Below are 20502 nucleotides of genomic sequence, written 5' to 3'. Positions count from 1 at the left end.
CATTACCTCGGAAGCAAATCAGGAATTGTATAAATTGCTTCTCGTTTCTTTGAGTAATAGTACTTGGCGCGTGCATATTTTGCTACATAGTCTTCATCTTTCAACTTTGCAGCAAAAGCAGATTCCTTATCCTTTTCATCACTAAGAGTTTGGTACTGCTCTTTCAACTCTGTCAATTGCTGGCGGCGTTGTAATAACTGATTATAGCTTTGAGCCAAGTTATAAGTTGGTAAAATAAACAACAAAATCATCAAAATAAGGACCCAACCCATAAAACGATTTCGTTTTTGTCTCTCCTTCATCAGGTAACGACGACGTTGATGTTCATTTTGAATAAAAGAATTATTCATCTGTACAATATTTTTAGACATTTTCTTCTACCCGTGTTTCACTGAGAATTTCATACATGCCTGCTGCATCTTCTTTTTTTGTACTATCTTTCATCTCTAGTACTTTAACAAGCAACAACTTATTTCCAAAGCGAATTTCAACTTGGTCATCAACTTTTAAATCCGTTGAACTTTTGGCCAAGATTCCGTTCACCTTGATTCTACCTTTATCTGCTACTTCTTTTGCGACCGTGCGACGCTTAATAATTCGTGATACTTTTAAATACTTGTCTAATCTCATTTTTATTACCTCAAATTATTATTGTACCATTTTTATCCCTTTTATAGAAGAAAAACGTCAAAGAGAATTAGTTTCCTTTGATTCTTTTATCTCTAATAAATTTTCTCCAAAAATCAGCAGACCTTCTAAAATTTCATAATCCTTCTTGTTTCGGACATCAAATACGACTTCCATTAATCCCTTATTCTCAGCTATAGCTGCCTTTAAGTTTGTTGCAGATAAGGCTTTAAAATAATCTTGAGCCAAGAACAGTCGCTGAGTAATTGTTTCAAATTGAACTGTAATCTTATTTTCTTTTCTCTCCACACGTTCTACAAATACCTTGTCCAAGTAAGATTTGACCAAACCAATCTCTAAAAGATAGGCCACTACGTCTGGATATTCTCCAAAGCGGTCCATCAATTCTTCTTGTAATTCTTCATAGTTGACACGATTGTCAATTTGACGAATTTTCTTGTAAATTTCAATCTTATGTCGTTGGTCAGAAATATAAGTGTCAGGAAGATAGGCATCAATTTGTAAAATCAACTCAGAATTTCCTTTGGTTCTTTTATTCCCATTGCCGTTCCGTTTAGCAATAGCTTCCTCTAGTAACTGCGAATACAATTCAAAACCAACAGAATCAATGAAACCAGACTGGGACTTTCCTAGGAGATTTCCTGCTCCCCGAATCGAAAGATCTCGCATCGCAATCTTAAATCCTGAGCCTAATTCTGTAAATCCCTTAATCGCTTCTAATCTCTTTTCAGAGACTTCACTGATTGATTTTTCTGGACGATACATGAGATAGGCATAAGCAATACGATTACTCCGACCGACTCTTCCTCTTAATTGATACAAGGTTGACAAGCCCATATGGTCCGCATTTTCAATAAATAAAGTATTGGCATTTGGGATATCAACTCCTGTCTCAATAATGGTAGTCGTCACCAAAATATCATACTGACCTTCAATGAAATCCAGTAAAGTATTTTCTAACTGAATCTCACTCATTTGCCCATGAACATAACCAATCGAAGCCTCTGGAATCAACTCCTGTAATTCTGAAACCTTCTGGTCAATCGTGTCAACTTTATTGTAAAGATAGTAAACTTGACCTCCACGCTCCATTTCACGTAAAACAGCATCACGAATCACACTGTCATTCTTTTCTAAAACATAGGTTTGAACCGGATAGCGATTGGTTGGAGGAGTTTCAATAACAGACAAATCTCTGATTCCCAGCATAGACATGTGGAGAGTACGAGGGATTGGTGTTGCAGTCAAGGTTAGAACATCTACTTGTTTTTTCAGTTCTTTCAAAGTTTCCTTATGCTTGACACCAAATCGTTGCTCCTCATCAATAATCATCAATCCCAAATCTGAAAACACAACATCTTTAGACAAAACACGATGGGTTCCAATCAAAATATCAACTTGACCATTCTTTAATTTTTCAAGTGTCTCTGCCTGCTCTTTTTTACTTCTAAAGCGACTCAGCACATCAATATTAACTGCAAAATTTTGAAATCGTTCCTTAAAATTCGTATAGTGTTGTTGTGCTAAAACCGTCGTTGGAACTAGAACAACAACCTGTTTGTGATCATTGACTGCCTTAAAGGCTGCACGCATTGCAACTTCAGTCTTCCCAAAACCAACATCCCCAACTAAAAGTCGATCCATGGGGTGAGAATCCTGCATATCTCTCTTAATTTCCTCAATACTACGAAGTTGATCATCCGTTTCAACATAAGGGAAGGCATCATCAAAAGCATGTTGATCATCATCATCAGCTGAGAAAGCAAAACCCTTCAACTGACTACGTTCAGAATAGAGTTTGATTAAATCGTCAGCTATATCCTCTACCTGGTTCTTAACTTTTTGCTTGGCCTTTTTAAAATGACCGTCATTTAATTTATTAAGTTTTGGCGCTTTACCATCACTTGAAACATATTTGGACAGTAACTGAATCTGCTCTACTGGAATGGAGATTTGATCCCCATTTTGATATTGAACACTGACATAATCACGGTGAATGCCTTGGATTTCAATTGTTTCGATTCCTAGATATTGACCAATTCCATGGATATGGTGAACAACGTAGTCCCCTTTTTCAAGTTCATTATAATCTTTTAAACGCTCTGCATTTGATGTATGTTGTCTTCGAAAACGACGTTTTAATTTCTTTTGAAAAATCTCATGTTCAGTAATCAAGAGAATTTTCTCATCCACAAAATGAAAACCATGTCTTAGATTACCCTCAATCAAGTTTACAGATTTTTTACAGATACTTGACTTATCTCTGGAATCTAATTTAATCTGGTATTCCTCTAAAACATCCTCCAATTTTTTACTTCCCATTGAATTGCTGGACTGCAGAACAATGGTGTAGTCCATTTTTTTATATCGCTCAATTTCTTCTTTAAGAAAAGAAAATTGATTGAAAAACTCCTGCATAGGATATTGATTAAATTGGTAAATGTGATCAAACTTGAGATTTCCTAATCCTTTTTGGAGATTGGAGAAAAAGGTCACTGGACTTTGTTTTTTATAGATTTGCTCAGTATCAGCAAAATACTGCATATCAGAAAATGATTTACTGTTTTGTAAATCTTCTGTAAAGTATTGTGCTAACTCTCTTTCAAAAACTTCATACTGATTCATCAATTTTTGATAATCATCAAAGAATACTGGTGTATCTTTTTCAATATAATCAAATACAGTCCATGTTTTATCATAACATAAAGATAAAAACTTTCGACTATCTGAATGTACTTGTTTTTGATGAAAACTTGACAAAATCTCTTCCAAGTATGATTTTAAAATTGGTGATAGAGTCTTTGAAATTTGCTTTTCTAAAGCTAACTGACCTCGTAGATAGTCCTTTTCCCTCCAAAGCATATCACTTGCTGGAAAGATGGTGAGTTCTGTTTGATTTTCTTTTGATAATTGTGTTTCTACTTCGAAAGTCCGAATTCCATCTACTTCATCACCAAAAAACTCGATTCGGAAAGGTTCTAACTGAGACATCTCAAAAATATCTAAAATATCTCCTCGAATACTAAACTCACCTTGGGTCTGTACTTGTGTAACTTTGCGATAGCCTATTTCCTTTAATTTGTGAAGAAGGTCATGTTGGTCATATTCTTCACCGACTGCAATCCTTATAATACTTTCTTTAAATCCAGTTGGAGAAGGTAAAATCAAGCGACTTGCTGCTATATTACAAACTAAAATCCCTTTCTTGGATGAATCAGTTAAAAAACGCAAGGCTTCAACTCGCGAAATGATTTTTTCTTGTGAAGACATCAAAAACTCTACCATAGGAGAGTCATCTACCAAAAATGGATAGACTAATTCCTCTCCTAAGATAGAAAGAAGATCACTGATAATTCTTTCTGCTTCTCCATAAGTCGATGTCAATAACACAATCTTTTTTTCTTTTTTTAGACTACTTGCAATTGCAAGAGCCTTGGTAGAAGTTGACAGACCTAGTATTAGTTGTCTTTTCTTATCTGTCAGACTTTGATGCCATTTTTCTATCTGATTATTTTCTGAGAATAAATCTAATAAAGTCACCATTTAGCCGTTATACCTCTGCATTGTTTTCTCAAAGTTTTTCTCTTGTAAATAGTAGTTTACAGAATCGTCAACCTTGTCAATTGACTGTAAAATACCTACATAGTCATCCTGATCAAACTTACTTAAAACATGGTGAACAACTGACATGCCTTTTTTAGGTCTGCCAATACCTATTTTAACACGGTTGAAGACCTGAGTACCTATATGTTGAATAATAGACTTGATACCATTATGGCCACCTGCTGAGCCCTTTGATCTTAAACGAATTTTCCCAACTTCCATGTCAAGATCATCGTAAATGACGAGTAAATCTTCAATATCCAAACCATAGTAAGTCAATAAAGCATGAACTGCTTTTCCACTTTCATTCATAAATGTTGTTGGTTTGACAAGATAAATTTTTTCTCCATTGAGGAAAAAAGATGCTAGGTCAGCTTGAAATATCTTGTCATGTGTAAAGGTGACATTTTGTTTTTTGGCCAATTGGTCAATCAACATAAATCCAACATTGTGCTTGGTTTCAAAATATTTATCCCCTGGATTTCCCAATCCTACAAGTAATTTAGTCATTTATTTTCCTTTCAAAAGCCAAAAGGGTTGGAATTTTTTTCCAACCTAATTGACACTATTCATTAAATGTTATTAAACATTAAAGCGGAATTCCATGATATCGCCATCTTGAACGATATATTCTTTTCCTTCTTCACGCAAGCGTCCAGCTTCTTTTACAGCTTTTTCAGATCCGTATTTCACTAGATCCTCATATGACATGGTTACTGCACGAATAAAGCCTTTTTCAAAGTCTGAGTGGATAATACCAGCCGCTTGAGGAGCTTTCATGCCACGTTTAAAGGTCCAAGCGCGAACTTCTTTTTCACCAGCTGTGAAGTAAGTTCCAAGTCCAAGCAAGTGGTAAGCTGCACGAGTCAACTTGTCAACGCCTGATTCTGTCAAGCCAAGTGCTTCAAGAAATTCTTGCTTATCTTCATCGTCTAACTCAGAAATTTCTTCTTCAGCACGCGCTGAAATAACTACTACTTCAGCATTTTCTGTCGCTGCAAATTCACGAATTTGTTTAACATAGTCGATAGAATCTTGATCTCCAACAACATCCTCATCCACATTGGCAACATAAAGAACTGGTTTAGTCGTCAAAAGGAAGAGACCTTTGACAACCTTTTGTTCTTCATCTGTAAATTCAATGGTACGAGCTGATTTTCCATCTTCAAGGACAGGTTTAATTTTTTGAAGGACGTTAAACTCTGCCACAGATTCCTTATCTTTTTGCGTACGTGCCATCTTTTCTACACGCGCATAGCGTTTATTTACTGACTCTAGGTCAGCAAGAATCAACTCTAGGTTAATGGTATCAATATCTGCAAGTGGATCTACAAAGGCATCTTCACGTCCTTGTTCACGCATGACATTTTCATCATCAAATGCACGCACAACATGAACAATCGCATCCACTTCACGAATATTGGCCAAGAATTTATTACCCAACCCTTCTCCTTTTGAAGCTCCTTTTACAATCCCTGCAATATCTGTAAATTCAAATGTTGTTGGGACTGTCTTTTTAGGTGTAATCATTTCCGTTAGTTTTTGTAGGCGTTCATCTGGAACTTCTACCATCCCAACGTTTGGATCAATAGTCGCAAATGGGTAGTTTGCCGCCTCTGCTCCTGCTTTTGTAATTGCATTAAAAAGGGTTGATTTACCAACATTTGGCAAACCAACGATACCTGCTGTTAAAGCCATAGTTTCTCATTCTCCGTTCTCATTTCAATCCCTAACATTATAACACAAAAAGGGAAAACTTGCTAACCCTCTAACTAAGGGTTCTTAGTCAATAATCTTGTTCATTTTTCTTTCAAAATCATGGCGACTCATCATGACAAGGTGGTCACAATTGCTACATTTGATTTTGATATCTGCCCCTACACGTGTAATTTCCCAACGATTGGCTTTTTTTCCTGTTGATTTAATTATGCAAGCATGTGTTTTTTTCATCTCAACAAAATTTCCAACTTGATACATACTACTCTCCTTTTCTTTTTTGATTATATCATAAAAGAGGCGAGCCAGGCTCAACCTCTTTAACTTAATTTGTACGAACTGGTGTGATGAGCTGCATGAAGTCTTCGTCAGTATCTGCTGGAACAAGAGTGAATGGACGAACAGCTGAGATAAAGCTGATAGTTACTTTTTCACTATTTAAAGCCTTGAGGGAATCAATCAAGTAAGTTGGGTTGAAACTAATAGTCAAATCGTCTCCAGTCACCTGCTCAGTATCGATTTCTTCGTTTACTTTACCAACTTCTGGAGAGTGAACATGGGCACTAACAACTCCACCTTTAATTTCAAGCTTCACAGTACCATTTTGAGTTGCACTTGATAAGAGACGAGCACGCTCCATAGATTGACGTAAATTAACCACATCAAAAGTAATTGTAGTATTAAAATCTGTTGGGATCAAACGATCCGTATCAGGATAGTTTCCTTCTAGGAGACGAGTATAGAAGCTAATATTTTCGCTTCTAAAGAGGATTTGATTATTTGCAAAGAAAATCTCCACTGTTTCAATATCATCCGTAAATACAGCTGAAAATTCGCGTAGAGAGCGACTAGGAATTACAACATCGAAATCATCGCCATTTTTTTCAAGAGTCAATTTTTTCTGGCTAAGACGATGAGAGTCTGTCGCAACTGTTTTTAGTTCTTTGTGTTGGCTCAATACGAAGTGTACACCTGTTAAGATGGGACGACTTTCTTGCGTACTTGCAGCAAAAGCTGTCTCATTGATAATTTTCTTGAGCAGTTTTGTTTCAAGAACCAAAGGAGTACTTGCTGAAATTTCTTGGATTCGTGGATATTGTTCGCTATCTTTTCCTTTTAGGGTGATTTCTGATTTTCCACTTGTTAAGACAATTTGTTTTTGTTCAATTTCTTTGAAATCTAGCGTTACATCTGGAAGACTAGATACAACATTGATAAAGAAAGAAGCTTCAAGAAGAATCGAACCTAAGGAAGTAATCAAAAGACCTGCATCTTCATTCTTTTGAGAAATGAAATTTTCAATGGAAATTTGACCATTTGATCCAATTAAAGTAATTCCTTCATTGGTAACATCAATTTTGATGGTTGATAAAATTGGAATAGCATTTTTGGAGCTAATTGCTCGTTTTGTGGTATTTAGGGCTTGTAGAAATAAATTTTTATTAATTGAAAAATGAATCATGGATTCTCCTTTATTTATTTTTAGTATTAGAAGGATAATAGAAATAATAGAGTGTGTGAATTCTGTGGAAAACTGATTTCTATTTAATGACTTCAAGCTTTTTAGCTTGTTTAAAAAATGTGGATAAAAAAGATAAGAAAGGAAAAGTTATCCACAAGCTACTTAATTTTCTTTTTGATTGCTTCTATTTCTAAACGTAAATTATCGTCTTCGTCAATCAAGGATTTAATTTTAGCATGGGCATGAATAACGGTGGTGTGATCCTTTCCTCCGAATTCTTTTCCGATTTTTGGAAGACTATTATCTGTCAGTTCTCTAGCTAGATACATAGCAACCTGACGTGCCAAAACGATGTTTTGAACTCGTCTTGTACCCTTCATTTCTTTGACACTCACTCCATAAAAATTCCCCACTTCAGTTTGTATTTTGTCAATTGGAATGACTAGCATTTGGCTAACATCTTGCTTGCGCGCTCTAATAGCTTCTGCCGCAATATCAATGCTGATATCCTTAATCTTCTTCACTCTGGCAATTAAAGTGATATCGTTGATCGCTCCTTCAAGTTCTCGAACATTTGAATCGAATTGACCTGCTAGGTATTCTAGTGTATCGCTTTGAAAATTATAGTCCAAATGTTCCGTTTTACTCTGAAGAATGGCGATACGTGTCTCAAAGTCAGGTGGTGTGATATTTTGAGTCAAGCCCCAGCTAAAGCGCGTGACAAGCCTTTCCTCAAGGCCCTCTAAGTGTTTAGGACTTCGGTCACTAGTCAGAACGATTTGTTTTTGATTGCTATGAAGAGCATTGAAGGTATTGAAAAATTCTTCTTGAGTTGCAACCTTTTTGCCACTGAGAGATTGGATATCATCAATCAGCAAGAGATCAAGACTTCGGTAAGTTTTTTTAAATTTTTCCATTTCCCCAAGCCTCAGATGCTCAAGAAAGTCGTTGATAAAACTTTCAGCAGGAATATACTTAACCCGAGCTTCAGGAATATTTTTTAGAATTTCATTTCCGATAGCATTCAGTAAGTGGGTTTTCCCTAGTCCAGGACCACCATAAATGAAAAGGGGATTATAAGTCAAGGCGAGGTCTTCGGAAACAGCCAGAGCAGCAGACTTAGCCCAGATATTCCCATCTCCTTGAATAAAGTTATCAAAGGTATATTTTTCCTTCAATCCTGTTTCAGAATATGGAATAGCAAGATTGGCCTGTGAAGCAACATAATGATTGCTATTTTCAGAATCCATGACATAGGTTGAAGATTCTTCCTCAGGCTTTGTTAAGATAAATTGAGTTTTTATTTCAGTATCATAAACTTCAAAACCAGCAGCCACAATGATATCTTTGAGTTGTTTTTTCCAAACCATTTCCATTTCAGGTCTAGGTAAAAAGATAGTAGCTATATTTCCCTCCACTTTTATGAGTTCAGCAGGTGTGGCATAGAAATCGTACATAGAACGTGTCAATCTTTCTTGAGCCAATTCCAAGATTTGATTCCAAAATTGTTTTTCTTTCACCAATTATCCCCTCCTTTGCTATATTTGATGTAAAAAGGTTTACTGTTAGACTTATTTTACCATAGATGCTAGCATTTTTCCACAATCTGTGGAAAAGAATCCACAATGTTTATATTTTTTATCCACAGGTTGGGGATAAGTGAGGAATTCTTTGAATTCCTTGGTTTTTTGTTATAAAAAATAGTGGATAAATTTGTGAGTTGAAAAAATAAAAGAACAGCCTTATTTCAGGCTGTTGATAATTCTGTCATATTCTTCTTGGCTTGAAAAAGAAATAATAACCTTTCCAGTATCTTTTTTAGAAAGTTTAATTTCTACATTTAATCCAAGTAGTTTTTTTAATTTATCTTCCTCATCTTTGATGAAAGAATCATTTTTTTTCTGCTTCTTTTGTTTTTTCTCTGTCAGCAGTGTTTCTAACTTTCTCACAGAGATGTCTTCATTTTTGATTAATTGGAAGAAATAGTCTTGCTGCTCTTTATCCAAACCAACTAGTGAACGTGCATGAGCTTGAGAAATTTTTCCATTTTCTACTTCAGATAAGATATAATCTGGTAGGGAAAGCAAACGAATAAAATTAGTGATATAAGGACGAGATTTCCCCATTTTATCTGCTATTTCGGTATGGGTATATCCTTTTTCAACTAAAGAGTCATAGGCGCGTGCCTCTTCAACTGGATTCAAGTTTTCTCTTTGTAAATTCTCAATGATAGACTGAATCATCATTTCCTGATCTGAGAGGTGTTTCACAACGGCTGGAATAGAGGTCAGACCAGCCAAGAGAGAAGCTCGATATCGTCTTTCTCCTGCAAGGATTTCATAACCAATTACAGGAGATTGACGAACGATGATGGGTTGGATGACCCCATTTTCTTTGATTGACTGAGCTAATTCTTTTAATTTTTTTACATCAAATTCTTTCCGAGGTTGGTAAGGATTTTTTTGTATGTCCGAGATAGAAATCATTTCAAATTTTTCCATGATTCTACACTAACATATCTTTTATTATATGTAAAGTTTTCTTTACACTGATGTCAATTAAGATTCTAAATCACTTGTACTTTTATCTAGCTTAACAGTTGTAGTCTCCTCTTTCCCATTTCGATAGTAGGTGATTTTAATGGTGTCTCCGATAGAATGGTTGTAAAGAGCACTCTGTAAATCTGTTGACGAAGAAATCTCCTTGTCGTCAACTTTGGTAATAACGTCGTATTTTTCAAGGTGACCAGATGCAGGCATATTACTTTGAACAGATTTTACCACTACACCAGAAGTTACGCTACTTGGAATATTGAGTTTTCTAAGATCACTAGCTCCGATATTAGCTAAATTAACCATTTGAATTCCAAGAGCAGGGCGAGTCACTTTACCATCACTTTCAAGCTGTTTAATAATATTTTGAGCATCATTTGATGGGATTGCAAAACCAAGACCTTCGACAGAGGTTCCACCATTACTTGCAATTTTACTTGATGTAATACCGATGACTTGTCCTTGAATATTTACCAGTGGACCACCAGAGTTACCAGGGTTAATAGCAGTATCTGTCTGAATAGCTTTTGTAGAAATGGCTTGACCATCTTGAGATTTTAGAGAGACATTTCGATTGAGACTTGAAATGATTCCTTGGGTAACTGTATTGGCATATTCTGAGCCCAGAGGACTACCAATTGCGATTGCAGTTTCTCCGACATTAAGCTTGCTAGAATCTCCAAATTCTGCTACGGTTGTGACTTTTTCTGAAGAAATTTTTACGACAGCAATATCAGAGAACGTATCAGAACCGACAATTTCACCAGGAACTTTTGTACCGTCTGCTAAACGGATATCAACTTTTGAAGCTCCTTTAATAACGTGGGTATTTGTCACAAGGTAGGCATCTTTCCCATTCTTTTTGTAAATAACACCAGAACCTTCACTTGCTACCTGTTGAGAGTCGGTATCCGTATCTGTCTCGTCATTTCCAAAAACACTATTTTGCCGATTTGATGAATAAGTGATGACCGACACAACGGCATCTTTTACCTTGTTAACGGCCTGAGTTGTTGCATTTTCATTTTTGTAGGAAGTCTGAGTAACAGTGTTTGTAGTGTTATTTGTGGCTTGACTTACTTGTTTTTGATAAAGTTGCAGTGTCACAAAACTTCCTAGGGCACCACTCAAAAATCCTATCAGAATGATGATAAGAAAGGTAACTCCTTTTTTGTAAAATGTTTGTAAGTGTTTCATAAACGCCTCCGTTTGTTTTTTATTTGATTAAAGTATAAATCTATTAACTTAATTCAAGCTTAAAGGTAGAAGTTTTACACAAGTTGTGGATAACTCGCTTTTTTCTGTGAATTTGCTAGTTTTTCTAGATGATTCTTTGTGAATAAGATGTGAAATGAAGTGTGAATATGTTAGAATAGAAGAATGAAAATAAAAATTGTAACAGTTGGAAAACTGAAGGAAAAATACCTTAAAGATGGCATTGCTGAATATACTAAACGAATTTCTCGTTTTGCCACTGTAGAAATCATTGAGTTAGCTGATGAAAAAACTCCAGATAAGGCAAGTGAGTCAGAAAATTACAAAATATTAGAAATAGAGGGAAATCGAATTCTTTCTAAAGTTGGAGAAAGAGATTTTGTTGTTGTGTTGGCAATTGAAGGAAAAACTCTCTCTTCAGAAGAATTCAGTAGACAGCTGGAACAGGCTTCTATAAAGGGATTTTCTACCCTTACATTTATTATTGGTGGAAGTCTGGGACTATCCCCTGCTGTGAAGTATCGAGCGAATCTTTCTGTTAGTTTTGGACGTTTGACCTTGCCACATCAGTTAATGAGATTAGTTCTTGTTGAACAAATTTATCGTGCTTTTACCATTCAGCAGGGATCCCCTTATCATAAATAGAAGATTGACTTACTTCTTGTTTTTTGATAGAATGGTCATGTTAGGTCTCATAGCTCAGCTGGATAGAGCATTCGCCTTCTAAGCGAACGGTCGCAGGTTCGAATCCTGCTGGGATCAGTACATTAAAGAAAAAGCTGGGATTATTTCCCAGCTTTTTTCTTCAAAAGGTGCATTTCAGGTGTAAAAAAGTACAGTTGAGAAGAAATTTTTCTTAAGTGATCTTCATTTTGTATAATAGATTTGTAAGATAACTTACAAGAAAAACAATACAGGAGATTTCATTATGAAAAATACAGTAAAGTTGGAACAATTTAAAGAAGTAACAGAAACAGAATTGCAGGAGATTCGGGGTGGGGAATGGAGAATTCCAGAATTAATACGTAATCTTATTTTTCCAAAAAGAAAATAACTAAAATAAAGGTAAAAAGTAATGAATTTATTTGGATTAGTAATAGCTTTTTTTTATGTTTTTATCATTAGTAAAATTTATGAATGGACTTGTAGTGCAACTAAAAAAGAAAAATATATTTATAGTCTTTATGTCTTTTTACTACAATTAATATTAGAAGAAATAATGTATTTGCTAGCCTTAGATGGTTACGGTTTGTCTAAATTTTTATTTCCTTTACTCATATTCGGTTACTTTGTTGGATTTCAGAAGTATGATAAGTCTAAGGGAGTTTTTATAAGCCTATTATTTTCTCTCTTATATCATAGTAGTAATAACTTTATATCGGTAACTTTATCATCTATAACAGGAGATGATATTGCATTAGAATATAATAATTATTTTATTATATTTGTACTTATTTTAACCTATTTGGTTATTAAAATTGTCATATCTTATTTCCATTTGGAGTTTAAATATTTTGACAAAGAATATCTCTATTCTTTTTTGAAAAAAGTGCTATATGCATTTATCTTCTTGCATATCGTCTCTTTTATTTCAGATATCGTGAGTACTATTTCTCATTTAAATAGTTTTGGAAGTATTTTATCAACCATTGTTTTTATTTGCTTGTTATTGATTTTCTTTGCAATGAATTCTTATAAGGTTCAAATTGAAAAAGAGATTGCCCTAAAGCAGAAGAAATTTGAACAAAAGCATTTACAGACTTATACTGATGAAATTGTCAAGTTGTATAATGAAATTCGAGGTTTTCGTCATGACTATGCAGGTATGCTTGTCAGCATGCAAATGGCAATTGACAGTGAAGATTTACAGGAAATTGACAGAGTTTACAATGAAGTATTAGTAAAAGCGAATCAAAAACTGCGTTCAGAAAAATATACTTACTTTGATTTGAACAATTTAGAAGATTCAGCTTTACGTAGTTTGATTGCTCAATCCATTGTTTATGCACGAAATAATGATGTAGAGTTTACATTGGAAGTAAAGGATGTTATTACTAGATTGTCAATGGATTTACTTGATCTTGTTCGCATCATGAGTATTCTCTTAAACAATGCTGTTGAAGGAGCCGCGGATAGTTACTTGAAACAAATGGAAGTTGCAGTCATTAAAATGGATTTTGAGACAGTTATAGTCATCCAGAATTCATGTAAAATCACTATGACGCCTTCAGAGGACTTATTTGCCTTAGGTTTCTCTACCAAGGGAAGAAATAGAGGTTTAGGGCTTAATAATGTCAAAGAGATTCTAGATAAATATGACAACATTATGTTAGAAACAGAGATGGAAGACAACACATTTAGACAAATTATTAGATTTAAGAGGGAATTCGAATGAAAGTATTAATTTTAGAAGATGTTATTGAGCATCAAGTGAGACTAGAGAGAATATTGAATGAAATCTCGGAGGAATCAAATATTCCTATTTCTTACAAGACAACAGGAAAAGTTCGTGAGTTTAAGGAATATATCGAAAATGATGAAGTAAATCAGCTTTATTTCCTAGATATCGATATTCACGGAATTGAGAAAAAGGGCTTTGAAGTGGCACAGTTTATCCGTCATCACAATCCTTATGCTATTATTGTCTTTATTACCAGTCGATCTGAATTTGCTACCTTAACGTACAAATACCAGGTATCAGCTCTAGATTTTGTAGACAAAGACATCAATGATGAATTGTTCAAAAAACGTATCGAGCAGAGTATTTTTTACACTAAGAGCATGCTGCTTGAAAACGAAGATGTTGTAGACTATTTTGATTACAACTATAAGGGAAATGATTTGAAAATCCCTTACCATGATATTTTGTATATCGAAACAACAGGTGTTTCTCATAAGTTGCGGATTATTGGTAAGAATTTTGCCAAAGAGTTCTATGGAACAATGACAGATATTCAAGAAAAGGACAAACATACCCAGCGATTTTATTCTCCTCATAAATCTTTCCTAATCAATATTGGAAATGTTAGAGAAATTGATCGAAAGAATTTAGAAGTTGTCTTTTATGAAGATCATCGCTGTCCCATCACTCGTTTGAAAGTTCGTAAACTGAAAGATATTCTGGAGAAAAAATCTAAAAAGTAATTGACAATTAGTAAGAAATTGATATAATGGTTATATCTGCTACAGATAGATGGTCCGTTGGTCAAGGGGTTAAGACACCGCCTTTTCACGGCGGTAACACGGGTTCGAATCCCGTACGGACTATTTTATCCGCCATAGCTCAGTTGGTAGTAGCGCATGACTGTTAATCATGATGTCGTAGGTTCGAGTCCTACTGGCGGAGTAAGATAAAAAGAACACCACTCGGTGTTCTTTTTTATTCTTAGTTTGTATCACCTAACATTTTCATAAGGAAGTCTGTCATTTCTTGCGGACTTTCTTTTTTTCCATGGGCAATCCAAGTCTGGCAAACACCAAATAGGGCATTTGTTAGATAAATGCTACTATATTCGAGTTCAATTGGACTTAGTTGTAGTTGCATAAAGCGTTTTTGAAGGTCAGTGCTGAGCATAATATGAAGCTTATTTCTCAAGAAATTTTGGATTTCTTTTGTACCATTTTCAGATAAGAGTGCAGCCAAGAGTGGCTCAGACTCTAAATATTCAAATACTTCTAAAATAGCATCTCTTTTATGATGAGCATGTTTTTGGAAAATATACTCAAAGGTATGAAAGAGCTTACTTTGGTAATGCTCAATCATATCATACTTATCCTTGTAGTGAGTGTAAAAGCTGGAACGACTAATTCCGGCTTTTTCTGCTAACTTGACAGTAGAAATTTGATCAAAGGGTTGGTCCATCAATAATTGAACCATGGCATTTTCGATGATTCGCTTTGTTTTTAAACGTTTGTTGCTTTCTTTCATAATTCCTCCTCTTGCACAAAAATAGACTATGTGTCTAAAAAATCATTTTTTACCTTGTAATTTGGATTTTTTGATGTATAATCTATTATATCAAAATTTTAGACAGTATGTTTAAAAAAGGAGGAAATATGTTTAAAGAATGGAAAGCAATATTTAAAAAACCGACCTTTATCATTGTAATGATAGGGATTTCTCTCATCCCAGCTCTATACAACATCATATTTTTATCATCTATGTGGGATCCTTATGGCCAATTATCCGAGTTACCTGTGGCAGTTGTCAATAAAGATAAGGAAGCTTCTTATAATGGACAGACAATGACAATTGGTGATGACATGGTGTCTAATTTAAAAGAAAATAAGGCTTTAGATTTTCATTTTGTTAATGAAGAGGAAGGGGAAAAAGGGCTAGAAGATGGTGAATACTACATGGTAGTGACTTTACCAAGTGACTTATCTGAAAAAGCTACTTCTATCCTAACGAATCATCCTGAACAGATGCAAATTGATTATCAGACGTCAAGTGGACATAGCTTTATTGCAAGTAAGATGAGTGATTCTGCAATGACACAATTAAAACAAACCGTCTCCACTAATGTTACCGAAACGTATACCAAGGCTTTATTTCAAAAAATGAATGACTTGAAGTCTGGGATAAATAAGGCAGCTGACGGAAGTGAACAATTGGCTAATGGAGCCGATCAGTTGGTGACGGGAAGTCAAACATTGACGACAAATCTTAATACTCTAGCTAACTCAAGTGTAACTTTTTCAAATGGAGCAGATCAATTTACAAAAGGTTTATCTAGCTATGTATCTGCTATAGAGCAATTACATCTTGGTTTAGGAACTTTTAATAGTGGTTTACAAAGTTATACAAATGCTGTCTCACAAGTTGACACTGGACTTGGTCAATTAGCTTCAAAAACTCCTGAGTTGGTGACAGGTGTAAATCAGCTAAATACAGGTATAAAGTCCTATACAGGTGGCGTTTCACAACTGGATACAGGTCTCAATCAATTTTCAGTTGGTGTAAATGCATATACAAGTAGTGTGAAAGAACTTTCTAACGGAACAAGTCAATTATCCAATCAATCAGATACACTAAGAGATGGAATGGAGCAATTAAATACTGGTATTAAAGAAATTTCAAGTCAATTAGAGTCCTCATCTCAACAAAATAAAGAAATGGTTCAACTGGCAACTAGCTTAGGAGAACTGAATAAAACACTACAAGCTCTTACGATATCGGATAATACTCAACTGAAAAGTACATTATCAGAGGCTTTGCCAAATCTAACAACTCTTGCTCAGGATATTGTGACTAAAAGTCAGACAGAACAAGAGAAAACTCTTGCTAACCTTCAATCAACAGCTACTTATCAATCTCTCACAGAGGAACAAAAGAAAGAACTGACAGAAGCTATTTCTAAAAATTCTAATTCTACTATTGAGTCAGCAAAAACAATTTTAACGACAGTAGGGGGATTGAAAGAAAGTATAGAGAATTCAGAACAACAAGTATCTAATCTATCTGATGTGCAGATGAAGGCAAATCAACTTTTACCTTTAGCATCTAGCTCCTTGACAACATTGTCAAATGGATTTACAACATTACAAACTACTGTCAACAATCAGTTAGTTTCTGGAAGTCAGTCAATCGAAAAAGGAGTTGTAAACTACACTAAAGGACTGGATACTATTTCTATAGGTGCTAATCAACTAAGTGAAAAGAATGCAAATTTAACAACTAGTCTAGATCAATTAGTTTCTGGATCAAGTAAGTTGACAGAAAATACATCAACCTTGACAGCTGGAGTAGATGCGTTAGCTGGAAAAGCTCCAGAATTAGTATCAGGTATAGGAAGCTTGTCATCTGGGTCTGCTCAATTGAATAATAAGAGCCCAGAGCTGATAGCAGGTCTTACTAAATTACAATTTGGCTCTGGTCAATTAACAGACAAATCAACACAGTTACTTTCTGCAGCATCTCAACTAGGAAGTGGCGCTATGAAGATTGCAGATGGTACTGGAAAACTAGCAGAAGGTGGAACAAGCTTAACCTCTGGTCTTGAATATTTACAGACAGGAGTTGATTCATTAGGACAAGGATTAGGCAATGCTAATAATCAACTCAAATCAGCTTCAACAGAATCTAAAAATGCAGAAACATTATCTGAACCTCTACTTCTCTCAAAAACAGATAATGACCAAGTTCCTGTAAATGGGATTGCCATGGCTCCTTATATGATATCAGTTGCTCTTTTTGTTGCTGCTATATCTACCAATATGATTTTTGCGAAGTTGCCTTCTGGACGTCACCCAGAGAGTCGTTGGGCTTGGTTGAAGTCTCGTTCTGAAATAAATGGGATTATAGCTGTCTTAGCAGGTGTTTTAGTTTATGGAGGTGTTCATCTTATTGGATTGACTGCTAATCATGAGATGAGAACCTTGATTCTAATTATAATCACAAGTTTAGCTTTCATGTCTATGGTAACAGCTTTAACAACTTGGAATAGCCGTTTAGGAGCTTTCTTCTCTCTTATTTTACTATTATTACAGTTAGCATCAAGTGCAGGGACTTATCCACTTGCCTTGACAAATGATTTCTTTAAATCTGTCAATCCATGGTTACCAATGAGTTACTCTGTATCAGGTTTACGACAAACAATCTCTATGACAGGAAATATTCATCACCAAGTAATTTTCCTTATTATAACACTAGCTTTCTTTACTGCTTTAGGTATGCTAGCTTATCAACCTAAGAAAATGGAAGAAGATTAAAAAGATTGGCCAAGGAATTGGTCAATCTTTTTCTGTCTTAGATAAATTTTGTCTGTGATTATAGATCCCAAAAAGAAGAAGGGCAGTTAGTGAGCAGGCTGCTCCAATAACAAAACCATTGGGGATAAAGGAAAGTGTAATGGTGCCTTTTCCCTTTGGAACATCAACTTTCATAAAACCAGTTTGAGCCTGCTTGATTTCAAGTTTTTTCCCATCCTGGTATGCAGACCAACCTTTGTCATAAGGGATAGTGAAGAAAATAGAGGTATCTTGTTTTACTTCATATGTAGCAAAGACTTTATTTTTAGAGGTGGATACTTCTACAGGTTGTTCTTTAATTTTTTGGATTGCTTCAGTAAGAGCCTGAGTATCTAAACGATAGAAGGTTGGAGATTCAAATGACACCTGAGAATTTCCAGGGAAACTAACACTGATATTGAAAGTTTTTTGTTCTTCAGTATAACCCAAATTAAAGAAATTAAATGCATTGTCAGTTGTAAAAGTCTTTTTTTCACCGTTGACAAGGATGTCAACTTTCTTTTGTTTATCATTAGTAAAATGAAGATTTGAAAAAGAGAGATAGACTTGGCTATTTTGAGGAACCTCAATTTGATAATCAATCTTTGCATCTTCATTCGCAGAAGCTGTGATGCTCGTTAAACCATCTGAAGTATCTGTTTTATCATATGCTATTGGGGAGAAGTAATTTAAGTTGAGATTAGCAAGCTGGTTTATAAATAAAGCCTGATTATCTAGAGTGTGATTGTTAAAGTTTACATCTGTGTAAATAGATTGAGTGGCAAAGGCAATGGGTAAAGAGAGTTGATTTTTATATAAGATTAAATGATCCTTTTGATAAATTTCTTGAAAGCCATACTTATCAAGTGAAGTTTCAGAAATATTGTACTGGATTCCAAATAAACTGTCCGCCAAAATACTGTTATTTGCATAACGGAGATTGAGGTTGGTTCCAGAGGATTTGAATCCAAGTTTATCCAAACTAGTGCTAGCTGAACGATTTCGTACAGATGAAAATTGAGAGATTCCATTATAGTTAAATTTCATACTGTCATTTCCTGTCTGAATTTGCAGTTTCTCAGTACGTGTAAATGGATTGTCAATTTGGTTTAGAATGGATTCCATAGCAGTGATATCTCTATTATAGACGCTGCGAGAAGCAAAAGCCCATTCTTTAACTATTCCTTCCATTTGAGATGAAGCATTTAAGCTTAACTCAGCTGTTATAAATAAAGACAAAAGAATTGCAAATAGATTTACAGAGATAAATTTTCTGATGACTGCAAAGAGTAAAAGAGCATAAACTAGTAGAAATTCAAGAGTGAGTAAGATATTCAAATCTGTCAAAAAAGAATAGTGTGATTTAAAGTATACAGTAGCCAAAAATCCTGTCAGTACAAGAGAAAATGAGACAAATAGATTCCAGAGCTTCAGTTCTTTCAAGCGATTTAGTACTTCTGCTGCAGTATAAATTAACAGAGTGGAAAAAATCCAAGCATAGCGATGCAAAAACATATTTGGGGTATGCATCCCCTGCCAAAATAAATCAAGTGCTTCTATGTAAAAGCTTGTTATTAAAAAAGTGAAAAAAATTGCATAGGTAAGTTTCACGTGAAACCTTATGGATTTTATTGTGAAAAATAGAATGGTTAAAATAAAAGGAAGCAATCCAACAAAAATCATTGGTATAGATCCATACTTAGTTGTATCAAAAGATCCAATGAATTGTTTTGCGAAAATATCCAGATACCAGCTACTATCTGTCTTTAATTTTGTGATGGCAGTTAAGTTCTCCCCATGAGTTTGTAAATCAAACAGTGTAGGAAGAGTCATAATCAAACTAGCCATTCCTGCTAAAAAGGAGGTGATAATAAAATCTATAAAAGATGATTTTCGAGTTTTAAAGTCCCAAGAAATTTGGCAGAGATACCAGAAAATAAGAAACAATGCTGACATATACCCAAAATAATAATTTTGAATAAATAAAATTGACAAACTTGTAAAGTATAGTAGGCGCTTCTTTTGTGTTATAAGTAGGTGTAAACCAGTTATAATTAAAGGAATCAAGATAAAAACATCTAGCCAGGTTTTTATCTCTAACTGACTAACGGTAAAACTCATTAGAGCATAGGAAGTAGATAAGGCAAGTTTTAAAAATTTTGGGATATCTTTAAATAATCTAGTCAAACTAAAGAAGGTTGACAGACCAATCAATCCAAATTTTAATAGAGTGGTTAGATAGACAGCATCTGGCATATTCGACAGATTAAAAAAGTAAACCAGAGGTGAGAGAAAACTACCCAAGTAATAACTAGATAGAGCATAGAAATTCAGTCCGAGGCCACTTGTAAAGGTGTAAAACAAACTACCATTTCCATGTAGAATATTTCGTAAAGCTACATCAAAAATAACGTATTGATGAAAACCGTCTCCTAATAGTGGGGATGTATCGCTATTCCAGTAGATACCTTGAGATAGATATATTCCAGACATAATCACTACAGGAATAATGAAAGAAATAAAATAGGTCCAATATGTTTTAAAAAATGATTTCATGTTACCTCGCGGAATGATAGA

Annotated in this window: 17 protein-coding genes and 3 tRNA genes; 8 read left to right on the top strand and 12 right to left on the bottom strand. The window is 34.7% G+C overall.

Translation table 11 applies throughout. The features are described 5' to 3' along the window. Positions 1-2: 2 nt before the first annotated feature. The 10 genes from EJF26_RS07280 to htrA all read right to left on the bottom strand — a co-directional run bounded on the left by EJF26_RS07280 (position 3) and on the right by htrA (position 11178). Positions 3-371 carry a septum formation initiator family protein gene (locus EJF26_RS07280; RefSeq protein ID WP_000041924.1) on the bottom strand — a complete coding sequence of 123 codons (369 nt, stop codon included), beginning with the start codon at positions 369-371 and terminating at the stop codon, positions 3-5. Continuing rightward, entirely contained in the window at positions 364-630 is a 267-nt protein-coding gene (locus EJF26_RS07275) for an RNA-binding S4 domain-containing protein (protein ID WP_001234975.1), read from the bottom strand. Before EJF26_RS07275 ends, EJF26_RS07280 begins: the two co-directional genes overlap by 8 nt. A gap of 57 nt (positions 631-687) precedes the next feature. Then, positions 688-4191 (bottom strand): transcription-repair coupling factor, encoded by a 3504-nt coding sequence (gene mfd, locus EJF26_RS07270; protein WP_000258133.1) that lies wholly within the window; start codon positions 4189-4191, stop codon positions 688-690. Then, entirely contained in the window at positions 4192-4761 is a 570-nt protein-coding gene (pth, locus tag EJF26_RS07265) for an aminoacyl-tRNA hydrolase (RefSeq protein ID WP_000163942.1), read from the bottom strand. Positions 4762-4833: 72 nt separating this feature from the next. After that, positions 4834-5949: a redox-regulated ATPase YchF gene (ychF, locus tag EJF26_RS07260; protein ID WP_001218696.1), complete on the bottom strand. Its 1116-nt coding sequence runs from the start codon at positions 5947-5949 to the stop codon at positions 4834-4836. 84 nt (positions 5950-6033) lie between these two features. Then, positions 6034-6228 carry a DUF951 domain-containing protein gene (locus EJF26_RS07255; RefSeq protein WP_000285196.1) on the bottom strand — a complete coding sequence of 65 codons (195 nt, stop codon included), beginning with the start codon at positions 6226-6228 and terminating at the stop codon, positions 6034-6036. A gap of 64 nt (positions 6229-6292) precedes the next feature. Continuing rightward, entirely contained in the window at positions 6293-7429 is a 1137-nt protein-coding gene (dnaN, locus tag EJF26_RS07250) for a DNA polymerase III subunit beta (RefSeq protein WP_000581146.1), read from the bottom strand. A 158-nt stretch (positions 7430-7587) separates the two neighbouring features. Further along, positions 7588-8949 (bottom strand): chromosomal replication initiator protein DnaA, encoded by a 1362-nt coding sequence (dnaA, locus tag EJF26_RS07245; protein ID WP_004245972.1) that lies wholly within the window; start codon positions 8947-8949, stop codon positions 7588-7590. Between the two features lie 222 nt (positions 8950-9171). After that, positions 9172-9930 (bottom strand): ParB/RepB/Spo0J family partition protein, encoded by a 759-nt coding sequence (locus EJF26_RS07240; protein ID WP_004246572.1) that lies wholly within the window; start codon positions 9928-9930, stop codon positions 9172-9174. A gap of 57 nt (positions 9931-9987) precedes the next feature. Next, positions 9988-11178, bottom strand: a complete 1191-nt coding sequence (gene htrA, locus EJF26_RS07235; RefSeq protein ID WP_000681818.1) for a serine protease HtrA — start codon at positions 11176-11178, stop codon at positions 9988-9990. A 183-nt stretch (positions 11179-11361) separates the two neighbouring features. On the opposite strand from htrA, the gene rlmH reads away from it, so the two are divergent. From rlmH to EJF26_RS07200, 7 genes are all read left to right on the top strand, one after another. Next, entirely contained in the window at positions 11362-11841 is a 480-nt protein-coding gene (gene rlmH / locus EJF26_RS07230) for a 23S rRNA (pseudouridine(1915)-N(3))-methyltransferase RlmH (RefSeq protein WP_000694224.1), read from the top strand. Between the two features lie 43 nt (positions 11842-11884). Next, positions 11885-11958 (top strand) — tRNA-Arg (locus tag EJF26_RS07225). 166 nt (positions 11959-12124) lie between these two features. Continuing rightward, positions 12125-12250 carry a competence-stimulating peptide ComC gene (comC, locus tag EJF26_RS07220; protein ID WP_000799680.1) on the top strand — a complete coding sequence of 42 codons (126 nt, stop codon included), beginning with the start codon at positions 12125-12127 and terminating at the stop codon, positions 12248-12250. 21 nt (positions 12251-12271) lie between these two features. Beyond that, positions 12272-13591: a competence system sensor histidine kinase ComD gene (gene comD, locus EJF26_RS07215; RefSeq protein ID WP_001048121.1), complete on the top strand. Its 1320-nt coding sequence runs from the start codon at positions 12272-12274 to the stop codon at positions 13589-13591. Continuing rightward, positions 13588-14340: a competence system response regulator transcription factor ComE gene (comE, locus tag EJF26_RS07210; protein ID WP_000866080.1), complete on the top strand. Its 753-nt coding sequence runs from the start codon at positions 13588-13590 to the stop codon at positions 14338-14340. The genes comD and comE overlap by 4 nt, the downstream gene beginning before the upstream one ends. A 51-nt stretch (positions 14341-14391) precedes the next feature. Beyond that, a tRNA-Glu gene (locus EJF26_RS07205) sits at positions 14392-14463 on the top strand. A gap of 5 nt (positions 14464-14468) precedes the next feature. Beyond that, positions 14469-14542: transfer RNA gene (locus tag EJF26_RS07200), tRNA-Asn, on the top strand. Between the two features lie 39 nt (positions 14543-14581). On the opposite strand, the gene EJF26_RS07195 is transcribed toward EJF26_RS07200, so the two are convergent. Beyond that, on the bottom strand, positions 14582-15124 hold the full coding sequence (locus EJF26_RS07195) for a TetR/AcrR family transcriptional regulator (RefSeq protein ID WP_000665076.1): 543 nt from the start codon (positions 15122-15124) through the stop codon (positions 14582-14584). 128 nt (positions 15125-15252) lie between these two features. Here EJF26_RS07195 and EJF26_RS07190 point away from each other — a divergent pair, with 128 nt between their 5' ends. Continuing rightward, positions 15253-17907 carry a YhgE/Pip domain-containing protein gene (locus tag EJF26_RS07190; protein WP_000472059.1) on the top strand — a complete coding sequence of 885 codons (2655 nt, stop codon included), beginning with the start codon at positions 15253-15255 and terminating at the stop codon, positions 17905-17907. A gap of 21 nt (positions 17908-17928) precedes the next feature. On the opposite strand, the gene EJF26_RS07185 is transcribed toward EJF26_RS07190, so the two are convergent. Next, complete coding sequence (locus tag EJF26_RS07185) at positions 17929-20481, bottom strand: YfhO family protein (protein WP_000834490.1); 2553 nt, start codon at positions 20479-20481, stop codon at positions 17929-17931. Positions 20482-20502 lie beyond the last annotated feature (21 nt).

The organism is Streptococcus oralis subsp. dentisani (genome assembly GCF_007475365.1).
GTDB lineage: Bacteria > Bacillota > Bacilli > Lactobacillales > Streptococcaceae > Streptococcus > Streptococcus mitis_AX.
This window is presented reverse-complemented; position numbering and strand designations above follow the sequence as displayed.